An 18,444-nucleotide genomic window follows, 5' to 3' on the forward strand; every position below is an offset into this window, starting at 1 on the left:
ATAGCGATAAGCCCCATCAATGTATTATCAATGATGGGGCTTGTTTTTACGTAACAGTAGCGGGGTTTACGATGGTTTTAGGCTGGCCACTTTATCCTCTACTCGTGTCTTTTGGAGCTGTCAGGCTGGCAAGCAGCGCAGCTTTTAAGGCGCTTAGCCTATCAGCGGACAGCGGCTCATCGTTTTGATCACTGATATAAAACATATCTTCTGCGCGCTCGCCTAACGTGGTAATACGAGCAGCGTGCACTTCTATTTTTTCTTGCAAAAACACTTGTCCAACGCGCGCCAGCAGCCCCGGCTGATCTAAAGTCTCTAGGCTCATGATATGCTGATCTGAGGCGTCATTAAACTCAAAGCTAATCTCCGTTTTTACCTCAAAATGGCGCAGCTGCCTAGGGATGCGTTTATGCACCAGCTTTGGTAAGGCAGGGGCTTTGAAGGCGTCAATCAGTCGCTGCTTGAGCTCTTGCTGGCTGTCTTCATCGACCAGTAACGTACCACTCGGATCGAGCAGCACATAGGAGTCCAAGGCAAAGTCGCGAGTGGCGGTGATGATGCGCGCATCGAGCACATCTAGGTTCATCTGATCAAAGACGGCCATGGTTACAGCAAACAGATTCATCTGATCTTGGGTGTAGACAAAGACCTGAACGGCATCAAGCGCCAGCTCACGATGCTCACGCAATACCACCAGTGGCGGGCTATCGGCATTAGATGCCAGACCGATGGGCGGATGGTTTAGGATGGCTTCGGTGTGCCAAAAGATATCCTCTGGTATCTCGCGCAAAAAGTACTCATCGCCCAGATCGTCCCACAGACGTAACACTTCCTCGCGGTTCATATGCTGATTGTCGACATTGTCGAGCATCTTTAGCGCTTGTTTACGCGTGGCGCTGATCATATCTTGGCGGTTGGTCGGGGCGTCGATATCGGCGCGTAGGATACGGCGTGTCTGCGAGTAGAGCTGTTTCATCAGGGTCGCCCGCCAGCTGTTCCAGAGCTGCGGATTGGTGGCGTTCATGTCGGCGACAGTCAGGACGTATAAGTGATTGAGGTGGGTGACATTGCCGACCAAACCCGCAAACACTGTGACCACCTCTGGGTCTGAGATGTCCTTTTTTTGGGCGGTCATCGACATCAGTAAATGGTGACGGGTCAGCCAGCCGACCAGATGCGCGTCGGCTTTGCTCATACCATGTGACAGACAAAACTCAATCGCTTCTGTCTCACCCAGCAGGCTATGGTCGCCGCCGCGGCCCTTGGCGATATCATGAAACATCGCTGCCAGTACCAATATCTCTTTGCGCTCAATACGCTGAAAGATCGCACTGACCAAAGGAAAGTCCTCAAAAAACCGCGGATCGGTAAAGCGGTGCAAAATACGAATCAAAAACAACGTATGGGCATCGACCGTATAGCGGTGAAATAGATCATACTGCATCAGTCCGGTGACTTGGGCAAAGGCTGGAATGTAATTTCCCAAGACCCCATAGCGATTCATGGTGCGCAAACGATGGAACAGATAGTTTTGCTCTTTTAGATTAGATAAAAATAAAGCTTTGTGAACGGGGTTGTCCCTATAGATTTGATCGATGCCGCGTGCTGCAATTTTTAGCGCCCGTAGCGTATGGGTACGAACCTTGTCGATACCGTGCTGACCCATTAATAAGAACATCTCTAAAATAGATTCAGGATGCTGAGCAAACACCCGATGATGCGCTATAGCAATATGATCGCCAACACGGTTGAATCTTGCATTGATCGGCTGCTTTTTGGGGCGCTCATCATCGGGCAGTTGCGGCTCGATAATGGTTTCATAATAGTGGTTGGTCAACATCTCAGAGAGTGTCGATATTTGCATGGCGCAGCGGTAGTAATCGCGCATAAAGCGTTCAACAGCCGCATTTGGCTGATCATCTGGCTGGGTCTCGTAACCCATTAATTGAGCAATCTCGCGCTGATAATCAAACAACAGCTTGTTTTCGTTACGTCCGGTCAGCACATGCAGATAATGCCTTATCTGCCATAGATAGCCTTCTGCAAAGCTGAGCTCATCGAACTCTTTTTCTGTCAAAAAGTTTTGTTGCACCAAGTCATAGAGCTTGCCTACACGAAAATAGCGTTTGGTCACCCAGCCGATGATATGAATGTCACGTAATCCCCCAGGCGCCGTTTTGATATTGGGTTCCAGATTATACTCAGTTGCATTATGTTGTAGATAACGGGCCTTAGACTCTTCCATTTTTACATCAAAAAAGGCACGAGGAGACCACTGCTTGTTAACGATTTGGATGGGCATATCTCGCAGTGCTTCGTTGCCGATTAACAATCGAGCTTCGAGCTGGGCACTGGCTATCGTATGGTCAAGTGCAGCTTCTAACGCATCGTTGACGCTACGCACAGATAGCGCAGGCTCCAGCCCGATATCCCACAGCAATGCGACCAATTTATCAATCTTACCACTGGCATCAGCGCCGATTTCGTCAGGAGATAACAGCAGGATATCAATATCTGAATAAAGCGACAGCTCACCGCGTCCATAGCCACCTGTCGCAAACAGGGCCAAATCCGTCTTATCCAGCTCAAACCAATAAAACAAAGCAATCAGCAGCTCATCAATCGCCTCGCTACGCGCGCCAACCAGCTGACGAATATTGACACCGCGCTCAAGGGCACGGCTGATATCCTCATTGATTTGGCTCAGCCATTCAGGAATACCCAACAAAGCAGGCTCTGAGGTGCTATCGGCGCTGGTACTTGCTGGCAGCGCGTCGGTAGTCACTGATTGCTTGGAAAATAGGGGTAAGGGTGTCAAATCGATAGAGGCGACATCGCAATTAAACATGAGGATATCCAATTAATAGGGTAAAAAAATTGTTGATACCAAAAGTATCGCAATTATAGTCCAAAAAAAAGACCGCCTAGGCGATCTTTTCTTGTCTTACTGGGTCAAAAAGCTCAGGTCTTCTTCAGGGCGCGTGGTAAACACTTCACAGCCATTGTCGGTCACGACCATCGTATGCTCCCACTGAGCCGACAGCTTACGGTCTTTGGTAATCGCCGTCCATTCATCAGGTAAAATCTTGGTCTGCCATGTGCCTTGGTTGATCATCGGCTCAATGGTAAAGGTCATGCCCGTTTTTAGCTCAAAGCCTGTGCCTTTTTTGCCGTAGTGCATCACTTGTGGCTCGTGATGGAATTCATCACTGATGCCATGACCACAAAACTCACGGACGATACTAAAACGCTCAGGCTCGACCACTTCTTGAATCGCTGCACCAATATCACCAAGACGCGCGCCGTTTTTGACGACACTCATACCCGCATATAGCGCGTCTTGTGCGACTTTACAGATACGCTGCGCCATGATAGAGCCGTTACCGACGATCCACATCTTTGAAGTATCGCCATAGTAGCCGTCTTTGATCACGGTCACATCGATGTTGATGATATCGCCATCTTTGAGTAGCTTGCTTTCGGTTGGGATGCCGTGACAGACCACGTGGTTGACGGATGTACAAATCGATTTTGGAAAACCGTTGTAATTCAGCGGAGCAGGAATGGCTTTTTGCACATTGACTATATAGTCATGAGCGATTTGGTTGAGGGCTTCGGTACTGACGCCAACTTTGACATGCTCATCGAGCATGACAAGGACGTCGCTGGCAAGTTTGCCGGCCACACGCATTTTTTCTATGGCCTCTGGGGACTGGATAAGGGATTTTTTAGTCATCATTGTGTGTCTTATAATTATGAGGTTAATGTGGAGAGATTATACCATAAATGGACCGATGGCAGTTTTATGATAAGTAATATTAAATCTATCATTATTATTGACAATAGTTGCTTTACAGCCCCATTTGAGCCGTTATGACCCTCCAGTCACGATAATATATTCATATTTTGACAATTTAGTTGAATCTTGTAAAAGATAGAAGTAATGTAATTTTGCATGCTAAAGGGATTAGCAGCAGTCTTTGCCGACGTTATGAGGTAAAGGCACTCACCATTAATGATGACAAGGATGTTGTTATGACGCTCTCCTCGTACGTTCGTGCTGCGCTCACGCCGCGCACTTTTTTACCAATACTGGGCTCTATCAGTACTGGCGTTTTATTAATGACCATGCAAACCACTTCAGCGCAAGCGGCAGGGCAGTACTATAATTGTGCCAACGCCAATGGCTGCACGCTAGTCGATAGCAAATACTTTACCTCCAATTATACCAAGACTCAGTATCCAGTGGTCATGGCTCATGGGCTTGGCGGTTTTACCAAGATGTTTGGGGTCTTAGATTATTTCAACGGGATTCCTAGTGAGCTGATGAAAGGTGGATCAGAGGTGTACACCACCAAAACATCAGCGGTGAATAATAGTGAAGTCCGCGGCGAGCAGCTATTACAGCAAGTCAAAACCATCACTGCCATTTCAGGCGATCCAAAAGTCAATTTGTTTGGGCACAGTCAAGGCGGTATAGACATCCGCTATGTCGCTGGCGTTGCACCAAAATACGTCGCCTCGGTCACCGCCGTATCAAGCCCAGAGCAGGGCTCAAAAACAGCCGATTTTGTCAAAAACGTCCTTGAACCAAACAATGACACAGGTGAGCCATCAAACGTCACGACACAGCTGGTATCAGGGGTGTTTAATTTGATTGGCGGCTTTACAGATGTGGGATCAGGCATCAGTTTTAAAGAGATACAAGCGCAAGATGGCTGGCAATCACTCATGGCGCTATCAACCGATGGTGCGGCCAAATTCAATGCCAAATTCCCCGCAGCAATGCCAACAAGTTACTGTGGTCAGCCAACCAGTACCTCTGCAAACGGTATCAAATATTACTCATTTAGTGGGGTAGGACAAGTCGTGAGAGCCCTTGACCCTAGTGATTATCTGCTTGCAGCAACAAGCGTACCGTTTTTATCTGACGCCAATGATGGTCTGGTCTCTGCCTGCTCAAGCCGACTCGGGTATGTGATTCGTGACAACTACATCATGAACCATTTGGATTCAGCCGATCAGGTGCTGGGTTTGACCGCATGGGGCGAGTCTAAGCCCAAGTCCATTTATCGTACTCAGGTCAATCGCCTAAAAAACGCCAATCTCTAACCCCAATGACCATCTATTTAATGACGATCTATTTAATGATTACCTAAGAACTCGTATCTATGTCAAAACATCGCCGCCCCGCTTATCTACCGATTGTTATAATCGCTGTGGTCATCATAGTCATCGCGGCGGCGGTGATTGTGTGGTTTAAACCAGATAATAAACCGATGGCGACTCAGCAGTCGCTATCTGCTTCACCCACTGATAAGTCTGAGAGTACACTGTCCACAGCACAAAGCAATACTCAAGCTGAGGCACCATTTGCTCAAAGCGATGCTTTATTTGTCACTGGGTTAGAGCGTTTGCCGCGCTCATTAAGAGGCACGCAAGTGGACGGCGAAATCATCATCGATGAAAACAAGCAGTTGGTCGTCACGGAAGGCTTACGGCGTTTATTCGATTATTTTTTATCAGCAATAGGAGAGGAGGATGAAGCCGTCATTTTTGCGCGTGTTGAGCGTTATATTCGCCACCACACGCCAGAGCCTGCTGCCAGCCAAGCGGTCGCTATCTTTGGTAACTATGTGGCGTATCTCAAAGCACTGCCTGATATAGAAAAACGCTATGGCAATCTGCAATTACAAGCGAGCAAAAGCGGTGAGCTGGATTTGAATGCCATTGCTCAGCAAAGGCAAGAGGTGGCGAGTTTACGTCAGCAGTATTTTGACAAAACAACCATCGAAGCCTTCTTTGGTGCAGAAGATAACTACGATGACTATAGTATGGAGATGGTCAGAATCAACCAAAACGAGCAAATGAGTGAGGCAAAAAAACAGACTGCCAGACAAGATTATGTGAGCCGTCTACCAGATGGTGCGATCAAAACCAATATCCTGCAGCAAGCCAATCTTAATGAGCTTATGGCTCGTACTGAGCGGATGAAAGCGGCAGGTGCCAGTCCTGAAGCGCTATACAATATGCGCCGAGAGTTAGTGGGCGCACCAGCGGCCGAGAGACTGGCGCAAGTCGATCAAGAGGATGCCAATTTTGACCAGCGCTTTACTCAGTATGAAACGCAAAAGGCGCAGCTATTGAGTCAAAGTGCCAATCCAGTAGAGGCGCAAAGTCAGATCGAGCAGCTTGAGCAGCAACTGTTTGATGACGCTGAGCGCAAGCGTCTGTCTGGCTATGCTGCGCTGCAAAAAACAAAGACTCAATAGATGTATTTTATTAACATTAAATAGCTTACCGTAATGTAAGGGACAGGTATGCGAAAAGTGTGAATCAGCGATGGTGATTGGGAAAAGTACGATCCAATGGCTGTGGCTTTAATACAACGATAGTGATACTTTGCTAAAACCAACCGTTTATTAAAATTATTCTAGCTTATATGAAAAACTTAACCAAAGCATTGATGACAGGCATTGTCATGGTCACCGTACTGGTCGGTTGCCAGTCGATGTCAAGTATGACAGCGCCCGCTACTGAAGAGCCAAACATTATTGGTACAGATGTGATCTAAAATAGTGGTACATACGCTTATCAAGACTGACGTTGTATCTACCGTTTTGATAAGTGATATCAGTTATCAGATGCGATAGTTGCACGATAAAAACACCTCACTATTTAGTGGAGTGTTTTGGTTTGAGAGAAATATCACCAGCCAAAACCATCAAAAGTTATCGCGCTTTTGGTGAGTTGATGAGTTGGATGACTGGAGCTTACCCTCAATTGCCAACATTGTCGCGATTGTATCGGGCAACAAATATCTGCCAAGTAATAACTCAATTAATAATGACAGCAAGCGCTGGGTGAGACACTATATCGCGACTGCTCAAGATCATTCATAGCAATAAAAAAATTTTGATTGGGTCTTTAGCAGTTGCCCTAAGCGCAAGCTTAAGACGCGATAAACTTGTTGAATTCAATAGAAGGAATAAGTATGAAAAATATGACAAAAATGATAATGGGTGCCACCTTTGTTGCAGGTGCGCTTACTGCTGGTTGTCAAACGACGGCGACTCTCCCAGCGCCAGTCAGTCAGCCAGTGACCGAAACGGCGCTCCAAGCGCACAACTGGCAGCTGGTTGATGCCAAACGTATGAATGGTGAGCGAGTAACTGCACTATTTTTTGATCCAGCCAAGCCGCTCACTTTGAGCTTTATGAATGATAACGGTAGAAACTACGTCGCATTTATGAATACCTGCAACAACATGAGCGCAGGTTACAGTGTCGTCAATGGTGATGTGCAGATCAAAAATGGCATCAGTACAATGATGGCCTGTCCTGAACCGCAAGCCAGCTTCGATACAGCAGCAGTCGCCACAGTACAAGGCAAGTATAGCCTCAGCAAAAACGCCAAAAAAGTGCCAATCTTAACCATCAAAAATGACAATCAAGTGGCTTACTTTAAAGCTGTGTCTAAATAAGCTAACGATGTATAAGAGCAATATAAACATTCTGTTTAGATTTGATAAGGCCTCACTCATATGTGGGGCCTTTTTTATCCGAAGTTTGTCGAACTTTGCGCTACACTAGCGTAAAGCTGCTGTTATGCCTTATAGATTTCACTGGATACTACTTTATGTCTAAAACCATTATGTCGAAACCAACCACGAATAACATCATGATAAAAGGGGCTACGACGATCGCTATACTGGCAGCTCTCACTGGCTGTCAGACATTGCCTAGCACTGAAATCAAAAAGCCGAACAATATAGTAGTGGATAGTAACCCGTTAACTGCTGCTATGCCTGCCATTGATCGTCAAGGACACATTGCTTACGTAGAAGAGCAAGGGGTAGGAAGCGCCAAAGTATCGACACTTTATAGTATCCGTCCTGATGGCAGTGATCGTCAGCGCATTGATCAAATCAATGGCTATATCTATGCGCCAGCGTGGTCAGCTGATGGTCAACAGCTCGCCTATAGCAAACAAGTGCCAAACCAGCACCCAAATATCTATATCCATGACCGTAACCGCGATACGAATAACCTAGTGGTCAATGCGCAAGGGAGCAATCTGTCTGCCTCGTTTTCACCAGATGGCCATCATCTGCTATATAGCTCAACGGTCGCTGGCAATGCAGATGTTTATAAAAAGCGCCTCAGTGATGGCGACACCCGCCAGCTGACGACGTTGCCCAGTACCGAAGTGCAGCCAAGCTATGCGCCTGATGCTCAGAGCTTTGTCTATGTCAGTGACAAAGTACGTGCAGACAGTCCTCGTCTGTATCGTTATTACTTTGCCACCCAGACGGCCGTGCCTATCACCACCGCTGGCTATGCTGCCAGTCCGCAGCTGAGCATGGATGGACGGCATCTGGCGTATCTCAATGGTCGCAAGGCTGCGGTGATGACGCTGGCGACTGGGCACGTGCTCAATTTGGCAGATACGGGGCTCGATGAGCCAGCGCGTCTGTCGCCTTCGGGTACGTACGCCGTTTATCCAGCGTATGCGCCAGATGTAGACGGCTCGCAGCGCAGTCATGTGGTGATTCACTCACTGTCTGGTCATCCAAGCTATACCATCAGCAGCCAAGATGGCGGGGTGATACGCTCGCCAGTTTGGGGGCGTTGACGACAAAAGTTGTATATTGAGCCTGATAAATAGGTATAATCGGTAATAACGAAACATAAGTCGGTTGCAACAGCCTGTTTGGTTGCAGGATAAGGAGTGTGCGTTTGATGCAGGAGTCTTTTGCGGTATTTATCACTAAGATAAGTCTTTATCCGACAGTGATCTTTACGGGTTTGGTGATGTTTGTCACCTTGTATTGGCTGGTATCGTTACTTGGCATGGCCGACATGGATACGGTCGAGCTTGGCGACGCTGGCGGTGAGGCAGATATCTCCGATCTGTCATCGACGGGCTTTTTTACCGGTCTTATGCTCAAATTTGGTCTTTATGGCGTGCCGCTTATTATTATCTTAACCCTTATTAGCCTTATCGGCTGGCTGCTTAGCTATCTGTACACCAGCTTTTTGCATCAATACTTTCATTCAGGTGCGCTTTATTATGTGTTTGGTACCGGGGCGTTGGTGTTTGTCTTGGTGGTATCGATGTGGCTAACTGGTCTTATCATCTCGCCCATCCGCAAGAACATCGCCAACATTCCCAAACGCAGCGCCGCAAGCAACATCGGTAAAGTTGCCATCGTGCGGACGCTAAGCGTGACCGACAAGCATGGCGAGGCTGAGCTGGCTGATGGCGGTGCAGGACTGATTCTCAAGGTGCGCTCACAGAGCGCTGACAATCTATTGAAGCAAGGCGATAAGGTCATATTGGTTGAGTATATCGCAGACGCCAATGCCTACTATGTGACGGCGGCCGAAGACGAGTAACGGCGATATATTGTATCGATGACAGGCGATAAGCACTGAGCTTTGTCTTGATTAGGCTTTGTCTTGATTAGGCTGTGTGTTCATTAGGCTTTGCGTTTATTAGACTAAAGAGTATGGCAGTGAGACCAACTGCTAACTATCCGTCAATCAATACCCACCAATAAATACCCGCCGCTGTGGCGATACCGCAGTCAAATTTTATGAAAGAGACGATATATAGCTTTACATTATATAGTTTTACACTTGCGTTTTATTAGAGGAATAAATATGGACATACTTATCATCGTCGGCGTGGTTGTGGTGCTGGCGTTTGTTTTTATGATGGTCGCACTTTTGATGCTCAAGGCCTTTTATTTTAAGGTAGAGCAGGGCAAAGCACTGATTATCAACGGCGTGAACAAAATCGCGGTGCGTTTTGATGGTGGCTTTGTCTGGCCGGTCATCAACAAAAAAGAGCTGATGCGTATCTCGCTTATCACCTTAGAGGTCGATCGCCGCGGCAAAGAAGGGCTAATCTGCGCTGATAATATGCGTGCCGATATTACGGTGGCGTTTTATTTACGAGTCAACGAAACCGAAGAAGATGTGCTCAAAGTCGCCAAATCGGTCGGGGTGGAGCGCGCCTCTGATAAAGTGGCGGTCAATGAGCTGTTTAATGCCAAATTTTCTGAAGCACTAAAGACGGTCGGCAAACAAATCGACTTTGTCAAACTCTTCGAAAACCGTAGCGAGTTTCGTGACAGCATCGTGCAAGAAATCGGTAATGATCTCAATGGCTATGTGTTAGAAGACGTGGCGATTGACTATCTGGAGCAAACGCCAAAAGTGTCGCTGGATGCCAGTAATATCTTGGACTCTGAAGGCATCAAAAAAATCACCCAGCTGACCGCGATGCAAAACGTCATCACCAATGAGCTTGAGCGTGACGAAGAGCTGGCGGTGAAGAAGAAAAACGTCGAAACCGTCGAGGCGATGCTGGAGCTGGAGCGTCAGCAAGCAGATGCCGAAGCCAAACAAAAACGCGAAATTGCGTCAGTCATCGCTCGTGAAACAGCCGAGACGCGCAAGATTGAAGAAGAAGAGCGTAAAAAATCAGAAACCGCTATCATCATCGTCGAGCAGGATCTGGCGATTCAGCGCGAAAACCAGCAGCGCGAAATCGAGGTTGCAGAGCAAAACCGTATGCGCGCCGTCATCATCGAGCAAGAAAAAGTGACGCGAGCGCAGGATTTAGAGATCGTCTCGCGTGAGCGTGAAGTTGACTTGCAGCGCATCGAAGCTGAGCGTGCCATCGAGCTTGAGAAAAAAGAAATCGCCAACGTCATCCGTGAGCGTATCGCAGTCGATAAGACCGTGGCGCAAGAAGAAGAGCGCATCAAAGAAGTCCGCGAAGTCAGTGAGGCGGAGCGTGACAAGCAAACGCGCGTCCTTGCCGCTGAGGCAGATGCAGAAGAGCTCAAAGTGCGTCAAGTCAAAAAAGCCGAAGCTGAAGAGCTGTCAGCGAAGCATAAGGCGGTGGAGATTACCACCCTTGCCAACGCCAATTTAGAGGCGGCAGCCAGAGATGCTGAGGCCAAAGTTAAGCTGGCTGAAGGAATCAAGGCCGAAGAGTCGGCGCATGGTTTTGCCGAAGCGGCGATCCAAGAAGCCAAGGCTATATCGCTAGAAAAAGAAGGCATCGCCAAAGCCAATATCATCAAAGCAACAGGGCAGGCCGAAGCGCAATCTGAGCGCGAAAAAGGTCTGGCTGATGCCGAGGTAATCGCCGCTCGCGGTGAGTCAAACGCCAAAGCCGAGCGCGATGTCGGCATGGCTAATGCGCAAGTCGTTGCCGCTCGCGGTGAGTCGGATGCCAAGGCTGAACGCGACGTCGGTCTGGCCAAAGCCGAAGTCACGCGTGCGCACTTCCAAGCCGAAGCAGATGGTCTGGTTGAGAAGTTCAATGCCATGGGCAGCATGAGCAAAGAGGCTCGTGAGCACGAGGAGTTCCGTATGGGGCTTGAGACTGCCTTGCAAGAAGCGATGGCTTCTATCGATGCTGGTAAAGAGATTGCCAAAGAAAATGCTGACGTATTGGCAGTGGCACTCCAAAAAGCCAAAATCGATATCGTCGGCGGTGAAGCCCACTTCTTTGACAACTTTGCCAAATCACTCTCTATTGGCAAAGCCATCGATGGCCTTGCTGGTAAGTCAGATACCCTAAGCGGTATCCTCAATGGTGTGCTGGCCAATCAGGCAATGAATAAAGCCAATAAGTCAGATAACGCGCCGACTCAATATAATGATTAGTATGTTTGATAGTCAAAAATCTGCTGCTGTGGCGGCAGGTTTTTTGGTCAGCTCATGACAGTACCGAGCTGGCTGGTCTAAAAAAGCTTATCCACGTCTTTGTCGCTTAACGTTACTTTTCGTTTTTTTAGACCAGTCAAGATTTTCTTAGATTTATCTCATCTTTTCTTATTGCCCAAAATTCTCTTATTATATAAAAACAGAAGTGGACGACTCACGATGGCGGATACGCAAAACCCAACCAATCTAGATAGCACCGACAACGATAGCCAAGCCAATCAAGCCCAGCCCAGCAGTCAAGCCGATCAGGCCGTCGCTTCAGGTAACGCCTATGAGCTTATAAAAAAACGCCTTACCGAGCAAGGCAGCCGCTTAGAGCAGCAAACCGCGACTTTAAATAATGCGCGCCTACAAGAGTTTGGCAGCACACAGATGCAAGTGATTGCCCGCACGCGCATTCGTACCGAATATAACTGCGTGGCGCAAGATATGGTACAGGTCGGTGATTATTTGCTGTTTGGTTACAACGTATTTATGGGGCTTAAGCGCGCCAGTAGTATCAAGGATGTGCTATCGCTATATCGTCTGAGCAAGGCAACTGATGGTGGCGATACGGCTGAGGAGGGCGCGCAGAAAAGCCAAGCCAATCAAGAAGAGGCGTATCAATTAGAAGAAGTCGAGTTGGCAGGGACTTTTTTAGATCAGCAAGCTTTTGTGCAAGACTTCAACGAGCTATACCGCTATTACAAGCAAACGCGCCTTATGCAGCTGACGGTCAAAGACAGCAAGCTTTTGCTGGCGTTTCAGATCGGTGAGCGTATCAGCGATATTCGGGTGTTTCGCTTTGCGCTCGATTTTAGCGAAGGCACACCAAGGGCTGCGCAAGTGGCTTATGTCGACAATCGCGGTGAGCGCGATATTGAGCTACCACCTGCTTATGATTTTGAGTGGATAGAGACCACGCGTGAGCAGATGATCAATGGCAAATATCCGCACATGAATATCCTAGACACCATATTTGTGGAAACGGTCGGCGGTGACTTGACCATCAAAATCGAAAACAATACCGAGTCAGGGCAGGGCATCTATAGTGAGCCGGTCGATGACCGTACCCAGTCGCTTACCGATGCTCAGATTGATTATGCCAAGGTGGGCAGCTTGATTTTGCTCAAGATATTACCGTATCGCGAGGACAGCTATCGCTACTTTGTTTATAACACCTTGACCGAGGCTGTGCTGCGGCTGGATGCCATCGGGCAGTCGTGTGTACAGCTGCCTGAGGATCACGGCATCATCTTCCCTGGAGGCTACTATCTGCAGACAGGCGAGTATAAGCTGTTTGATGCTCATAATGGCGATGCCAATACCAGTACGGGTAGCGGCACGGGAAAAAACCTAAAGTTTAAACGTAAGATCATCTCGCCCAATGGCGAAGATGTATTGTTTTTGTTTTATGACCGAGCACTTGGCGTCACGGGGTTATTTCCTTACAACCTTATCAAAAAACAGCTGGCAAACCCCATTTATTGTAACGGCATGGCGCTGGCTGAAAACGGCCGTTTGGTGCTGTTTAGTGCGCAAAATGAGCCGTCACGCATTCATCCAATGCAGATATGGCATACGCCGTATGCGTCGCATGAGCATGTCAGCGAGTTGCCTGAAAGCACGAGCTTTTATGGCAAAATCGGTAACAAAGAGCTGGTACGTGGTATCTCAGATCTTTATAGTATCACTCGCCTCATTGACAATCAAAGCGTCTCGCAAAAGCTTTATGAAGAGCTCGCCGACAATACCAGCCGTCTCTTTGATAGCTATTATTGGTTGTCCGAGCCAGAGCTGGGCGATATTGCAGGCAGTATCAAAGACGTCACCGCCACCGCCGAGCTGGTCATTGATGAGTTTGCCAAAGTCCAAAGCATCCAAAAACAAACCCAAGCAGCACTAGCGGATGCCGACGCTCAGCAAAATGATATCCTACGGCAAATAAAAATCACAAATTTTGAGTCAGCCAGTGACTATGTGGCGCAGTTATCGGCGCTCAGGCGGCAAAAAGGTCGGCTGGTCGGCTTAGAGGACTTGCGTTATTTAGATAGTGATAAGTTACAAGCATTGCAAAAGCAATTGGAGGAAGCAGAGAGCGAGCTGGCCGAAAAAACCGTGACGTTTTTAAGCGGTGAGGAGGCATTATCCAGTTATGAGGATATCTTAGCAGATGTCAGCGAACGTCTAGACACCGCCGAAACCAATAGCGAGCTCAAACCGGTGCTTGAGCAAATCGACGATACCGCTGCAGGGCTGGACTTGTTGACCGAGCTGCTGGGCACCCTCGATGTCGCTGATGCCACCGTCCGTACGCAAATCATCGATGACATATCGTCCATTTACTCGCGCCTCAATCAAAACAAAGCCAAGCTCAATCATAAACGTAAAAGCTTAGGTTCTGCCGAAGTGATTGCGCAATTTGGGGCGCAGTTTAAGCTGTTTGGTCAGTCGATTGCCAATGCCTTGTCGATTGCCAATACGCCGGAGAAATCAGACGAGCAAATGGCCAAGCTACTGGTGCAGCTAGAGGAGCTTGAGAGTCAGTTTGCTGATCCTGAGACGGGGGGCGGCGATCAGTTTTTGGCAGATATCATCACCAAGCGCGAAGAGATTTTTGATACTTTTGAAAATCATAAACAGCAGCTGCTCGATGCCCGTAATCGCCGGGCGCAAAACCTAGGCGATGGCGCACTGCGGATGCTTGAGAGTATCAAAAAACGCACCCAAAGCACTGGTGTCACTGGGTTTGCCGAGGAAGAAGCGCTCAATACTTACTTTGCCTCTGATGGTCTGGTACAAAAAGTACGGAGCATCGCCAAAGACTTACAACAGATGGGGTTTAGCGTCAAAGCAGACGATATCGACGCACGCCTCAAAGCCATTCAGGTTGAAAGCTATAAGAGTTTCAAAGACAAGTCGGATCTGTTTGAAGACGGTGGGCAGATCATCAAGCTTGGCCGTCATCGCTTTTCGGTCAACACTCAGCCGCTGGACTTAACGCTGCTCAGTCGTCAGCAGTCCGATGGTACGCGCGTGCTTAATTTGCATCTGACGGGTACCGACTATTATGAAGTGCTCGATAATGCAGAATTAAATGCGCTGCGTCCGTATTGGGACATGAGTATCGCCTCTGAGTCTGATACGGTGTACCGCGCTGAATACTTGGCCTATCGCATCATCGAGAGCGCGAAAAACAATCAAGACGGCCTGACGCAGGCGCGTCTGTATCAGGCTTATGACGACACGGTCAGTATGGCCAATGCGGCTCATACGATAGATAGCAGCGGCGAGATTACTGCCAGCAGTCCACTGGCCGCATTGGTCAAAGCTTATGCCACGCCGCGTTATCAGCTTGGGTTTGACAAAGGCATTCATGATCATGACGCCACATTGCTATTGCTCCAAATCCTGCCCACGCTACGCGATGCCGGTTTACTTATTTATACGCCGCAAGTGCGCGCGCTGGCGCAGCTGTTTTATTGGCAACTGTCCCTTGTACAAGCGCTTGGCCTAGAGGCTTTGCGCCCCTTTGGCTATGACACTTGGCTAAATGAAAACGTGCTGATACAAGTCGGCAGCTGGCTCGATAGAGCAGTAACTGCCGAGCAGCTGCGGCGTAGCCTTGGCAGCGATCGGGCGCAGGCGCTATTAATTGCTGATATGACCATGCTCATGCGCGAGTTTGTTACGGCTTATGATGGCAGCCATACAGGCAGTAATAGTCATCATACTAGCAATAGCAATGACGCCACTATCTTTCAACACCAGTACGTACAGCAAGCCTGCGAATACTTGGTCAGTGTCATGGGGCAGGCTGGCACTGATGCAAGTGGGATGCTCGCCAGTGGTCTAGATAGTGATACTGTCGATCACAAGCTATCATTATCATGGCAAACCAGCCAGCAAGCACAAGCGCTGTGTGATCAGCTGCGCCAAGCATTGGATGCTACCCCAAGCGGCGGGCAAGCTACTCAAAGCATGACGCAGCTGCAGGCCTCTATTGGCAAGCTGACCTTGCAGCCCAAATCTGCCTATGAGCTACTAGCCACTTGGTTTTATGCTTTGCTAGATAGCATAGCTACAGATCAGACTACAGATAGTAGCAGTGCTGATGATGACGCTGATGATGCGCCTAGCGAAGATGTGCGCACTAAGCGAGCAGAAGAGGAAGCGCGGCGTCAGCAGCAGGTGGAGATCGGTCGCCATTATGTACCTGAAGCGATTGCTATCATGCTCACCCAGTTAGATGACCCCATGCGCTCATCTTTATTGCAGCGCTTGAGTACGTCGGGCGTCAGCGTTGATGCAAGGGCGCCGGAGCAGGCCTCGGCATCGACTTTATCCTTTATAGCAGCATCCTCGTCTTTATCCAATGGCAAGCACTCGCTAAATCAAGTACAAAGCTTTGCACGTAGTACAAGTAAGGTGGCGCTTGAGATACAGGTGGGCAGCTTATTGGGCGAGCATCAGCGTATTCATCAGCAGACCCTCACCTTTGCGGTCGATGATTTTTTAAGCCGTTTGCATCATCACGACAGCCAAGTCATTCCGGCCTATAGGCGCTATCTGGCGATGCGTACTGAGATATTGCATGAGGCAAAAGACGAGCTGCGGCTAAATGAGTTTATGCCGCGTCCGCTATCATCCTTTGTGCGTAACCGCCTGATTAATGAGAGCTATCTGCCATTGATTGGTGACAATCTTGCCAAGCAAATGGGTACCGTCGGTGAGGACAAGCGTACCGATCTGATGGGTATCCTTATGATGATATCACCGCCAGGGTACGGCAAAACCACCTTGATGGAATATGTGGCGAGCCGCTTAGGGCTTATTTTTATGAAGATAAACTGTCCCTCGCTCGGTCATGATGTCACCTCCCTCGACCCCGAAAAAGCGCCCAATGCCACCGCACGCGAGGAGCTAAACAAGATTAACCTTGCCTTTGAGATGGGCAATAACGTCATGCTCTATCTGGATGACATCCAGCATACGCACGCCGAGTTTTTACAAAAATTCATCTCACTGGGCGATGGCACGCGGCGCATCGATGGCGTTTGGCAAGGCAAGACCAAAACCTATGACATGCGCGGCAAAAAGTTCTGTGTGGTCATGGCGGGTAACCCCTATACTGAAAGCGGCGAAGCCTTTAAAGTCCCTGATATGCTCGCCAACCGCGCCGATATCTATAATCTTGGCGATATCATGAGCGGTATGGAGGAGGTGTTTGCGCTCAGTTATATCGAAAACGCCTTGACCTCAAACAAGGTACTCGCGCCCCTTGCCAATCGTGATTTAAGCGATGTGCATCGACTGATTAAAATGGCAAAGGCCGACAATGCAAACCTCGCGCAAGCCCAAGCTAGCGAGCTGAGCTATCCGTATAGCACCTCAGAAGTTAATGAAATTGTTGCTGTCTTGCGTCATATGTTTGCCGTACAAGCAGTCATCCTTGATGTCAATCAGGCCTACATTGCCTCTGCCTCGCAAGATGATAAATACCGCACCGAGCCGATATTTAAACTGCAAGGCAGTTATCGCAATATGAATAAGATGACCGAAAAACTATCGGCCGTCATGAATCAAGCAGAGCTGGATCAGCTAATCGATGATCACTATTTGGGCGAGTCGCAGCTACTCACCCAAGGCGCAGAGAGCAACTTGCTTAAGCTTGGTGAGATGCGTGGCGTGCTGACAGAGGATGAAAAGGCACGCTGGGCGCAAATCAAAGCCGACTTTTTGCGCAACAAAGCCATGGGCGGCGAGGATGGCGATATCGGCGCACGTATCGTCGCGCAGCTTGTCGATCTTGCTAGCGGCTTTCATGCCATTAGCAGTCAGTTTGAGAGCTATGTAACGAAAAATGATCCTGAGCAGCTGGCGCGTTTAAACGAGTCAGCTGAGCAAATAAAACGAGACGCCCAGCTTGAGTCACAAAAAATCCTTGCCGATAGCTTTATTAACAATGCTAAAGTCGTCAGCGATAGTATCGACAATGGCTTTGAGAAAAGTATGAACCAGCTAACACAGCTCTACAAGCACGACCATAAAGCCGAAGGCGAGTACCTCAAACAAAACCAAGAGATGCAAAAACAGCTGATGGTACAACTGGTGGGCGCGCTCGAGCAACTGGCACAGCAGATGGCTCAGAGTCTATCAAGCCGTACTGACGATCAAGCATCGACCACCAATGTCACAGAGCAGGCCGCGCTGATAGCACACGCTCTCAAAGATGCGCTTGCACCGCTAACGATGCGCATGGATGAGAAGCTGGCGATTGACAGCAGCACCGATCAATCAGGCAAGCTGATCGTCAATAGCCTAAACAGGTTGAATAAAATATTTGATGATTATGAGTAATCGGTAAGGGTCATCATGGCACATAAAAAAGTAAACCTACCGCAAAAAACTTGCCCCGTCTGCCAGCGTCCGTTTACGTGGCGTAAGAAGTGGGAGAAAGATTGGGACAATGTGGTGTATTGTTCGGAGCGGTGTCGAAGAAGTAAAGATAAGTAGGGTAGTGCTAGACTTGTCAAATTCTCGTAGAGAATGCAGACGAGGCGTAACCTACCTTATACAACTATTCATGTTATGACTAATGTACAGAGTATAATCCAAGGATATAAACAGGGTTAAAAGCAAAATAAAATAAGTTAATAAAGTGACACTCTACTGCTTCTGTATAGTGTGTGCATGTATTAAAGTAACTACATGCTTC

Annotated in this window: 11 protein-coding genes; 9 read left to right on the plus strand and 2 right to left on the minus strand. The window is 48.4% G+C overall.

All coding sequences use genetic code 11. The features are described from left to right. Positions 1-91: 91 nt before the first annotated feature. Both glnD and map read right to left on the minus strand, forming a co-directional pair. On the minus strand, positions 92-2,848 hold the full coding sequence (glnD, locus tag C6W44_RS07505; protein ID WP_105244871.1) for a [protein-PII] uridylyltransferase: 2,757 nt from the start codon (positions 2,846-2,848) through the stop codon (positions 92-94). Between the two features lie 96 nt (positions 2,849-2,944). Next, complete coding sequence (gene map, locus C6W44_RS07510; protein WP_410524051.1) at positions 2,945-3,736, minus strand: type I methionyl aminopeptidase; 792 nt, start codon at positions 3,734-3,736, stop codon at positions 2,945-2,947. A 299-nt stretch (positions 3,737-4,035) separates the two neighbouring features. Between map and C6W44_RS07515 the strand changes: the two genes are divergently transcribed. The 9 genes from C6W44_RS07515 (at position 4,036) to C6W44_RS07550 (ending at position 18,242) form a co-directional block, all read left to right on the plus strand. Beyond that, the gene (locus C6W44_RS07515; protein WP_105244873.1) at positions 4,036-5,112 is read left to right on the plus strand and encodes an esterase/lipase family protein; all 1,077 of its coding nucleotides are present in this window, start codon (positions 4,036-4,038) and stop codon (positions 5,110-5,112) included. A 59-nt stretch (positions 5,113-5,171) separates the two neighbouring features. Continuing rightward, positions 5,172-6,272: a lipase secretion chaperone gene (locus C6W44_RS07520; RefSeq protein ID WP_105244874.1), complete on the plus strand. Its 1,101-nt coding sequence runs from the start codon at positions 5,172-5,174 to the stop codon at positions 6,270-6,272. A gap of 170 nt (positions 6,273-6,442) precedes the next feature. Continuing rightward, positions 6,443-6,574 carry a hypothetical protein gene (locus C6W44_RS13650; protein ID WP_264755612.1) on the plus strand — a complete coding sequence of 44 codons (132 nt, stop codon included), beginning with the start codon at positions 6,443-6,445 and terminating at the stop codon, positions 6,572-6,574. Positions 6,575-6,994: 420 nt separating this feature from the next. Further along, entirely contained in the window at positions 6,995-7,483 is a 489-nt protein-coding gene (locus C6W44_RS07525; protein ID WP_105244875.1) for an META domain-containing protein, read from the plus strand. Positions 7,484-7,638: 155 nt separating this feature from the next. Beyond that, on the plus strand, positions 7,639-8,634 hold the full coding sequence (locus tag C6W44_RS07530; protein WP_105244876.1) for a TolB family protein: 996 nt from the start codon (positions 7,639-7,641) through the stop codon (positions 8,632-8,634). Between the two features lie 107 nt (positions 8,635-8,741). Continuing rightward, complete coding sequence (locus C6W44_RS07535) at positions 8,742-9,398, plus strand: DUF1449 domain-containing protein (protein ID WP_105244877.1); 657 nt, start codon at positions 8,742-8,744, stop codon at positions 9,396-9,398. A gap of 267 nt (positions 9,399-9,665) precedes the next feature. Then, complete coding sequence (locus C6W44_RS07540) at positions 9,666-11,687, plus strand: hypothetical protein (RefSeq protein WP_105244878.1); 2,022 nt, start codon at positions 9,666-9,668, stop codon at positions 11,685-11,687. Positions 11,688-11,906: 219 nt separating this feature from the next. Next, complete coding sequence (locus tag C6W44_RS07545) at positions 11,907-18,086, plus strand: DNA repair ATPase (protein ID WP_105244879.1); 6,180 nt, start codon at positions 11,907-11,909, stop codon at positions 18,084-18,086. 15 nt (positions 18,087-18,101) lie between these two features. After that, the gene (locus C6W44_RS07550; RefSeq protein ID WP_105244880.1) at positions 18,102-18,242 is read left to right on the plus strand and encodes a DUF2256 domain-containing protein; all 141 of its coding nucleotides are present in this window, start codon (positions 18,102-18,104) and stop codon (positions 18,240-18,242) included. Positions 18,243-18,444 lie beyond the last annotated feature (202 nt).

It is taken from the genome of Psychrobacter sp. Marseille-P5312, from assembly GCF_900291405.1.
GTDB lineage: Bacteria > Pseudomonadota > Gammaproteobacteria > Pseudomonadales > Moraxellaceae > Psychrobacter > Psychrobacter celer.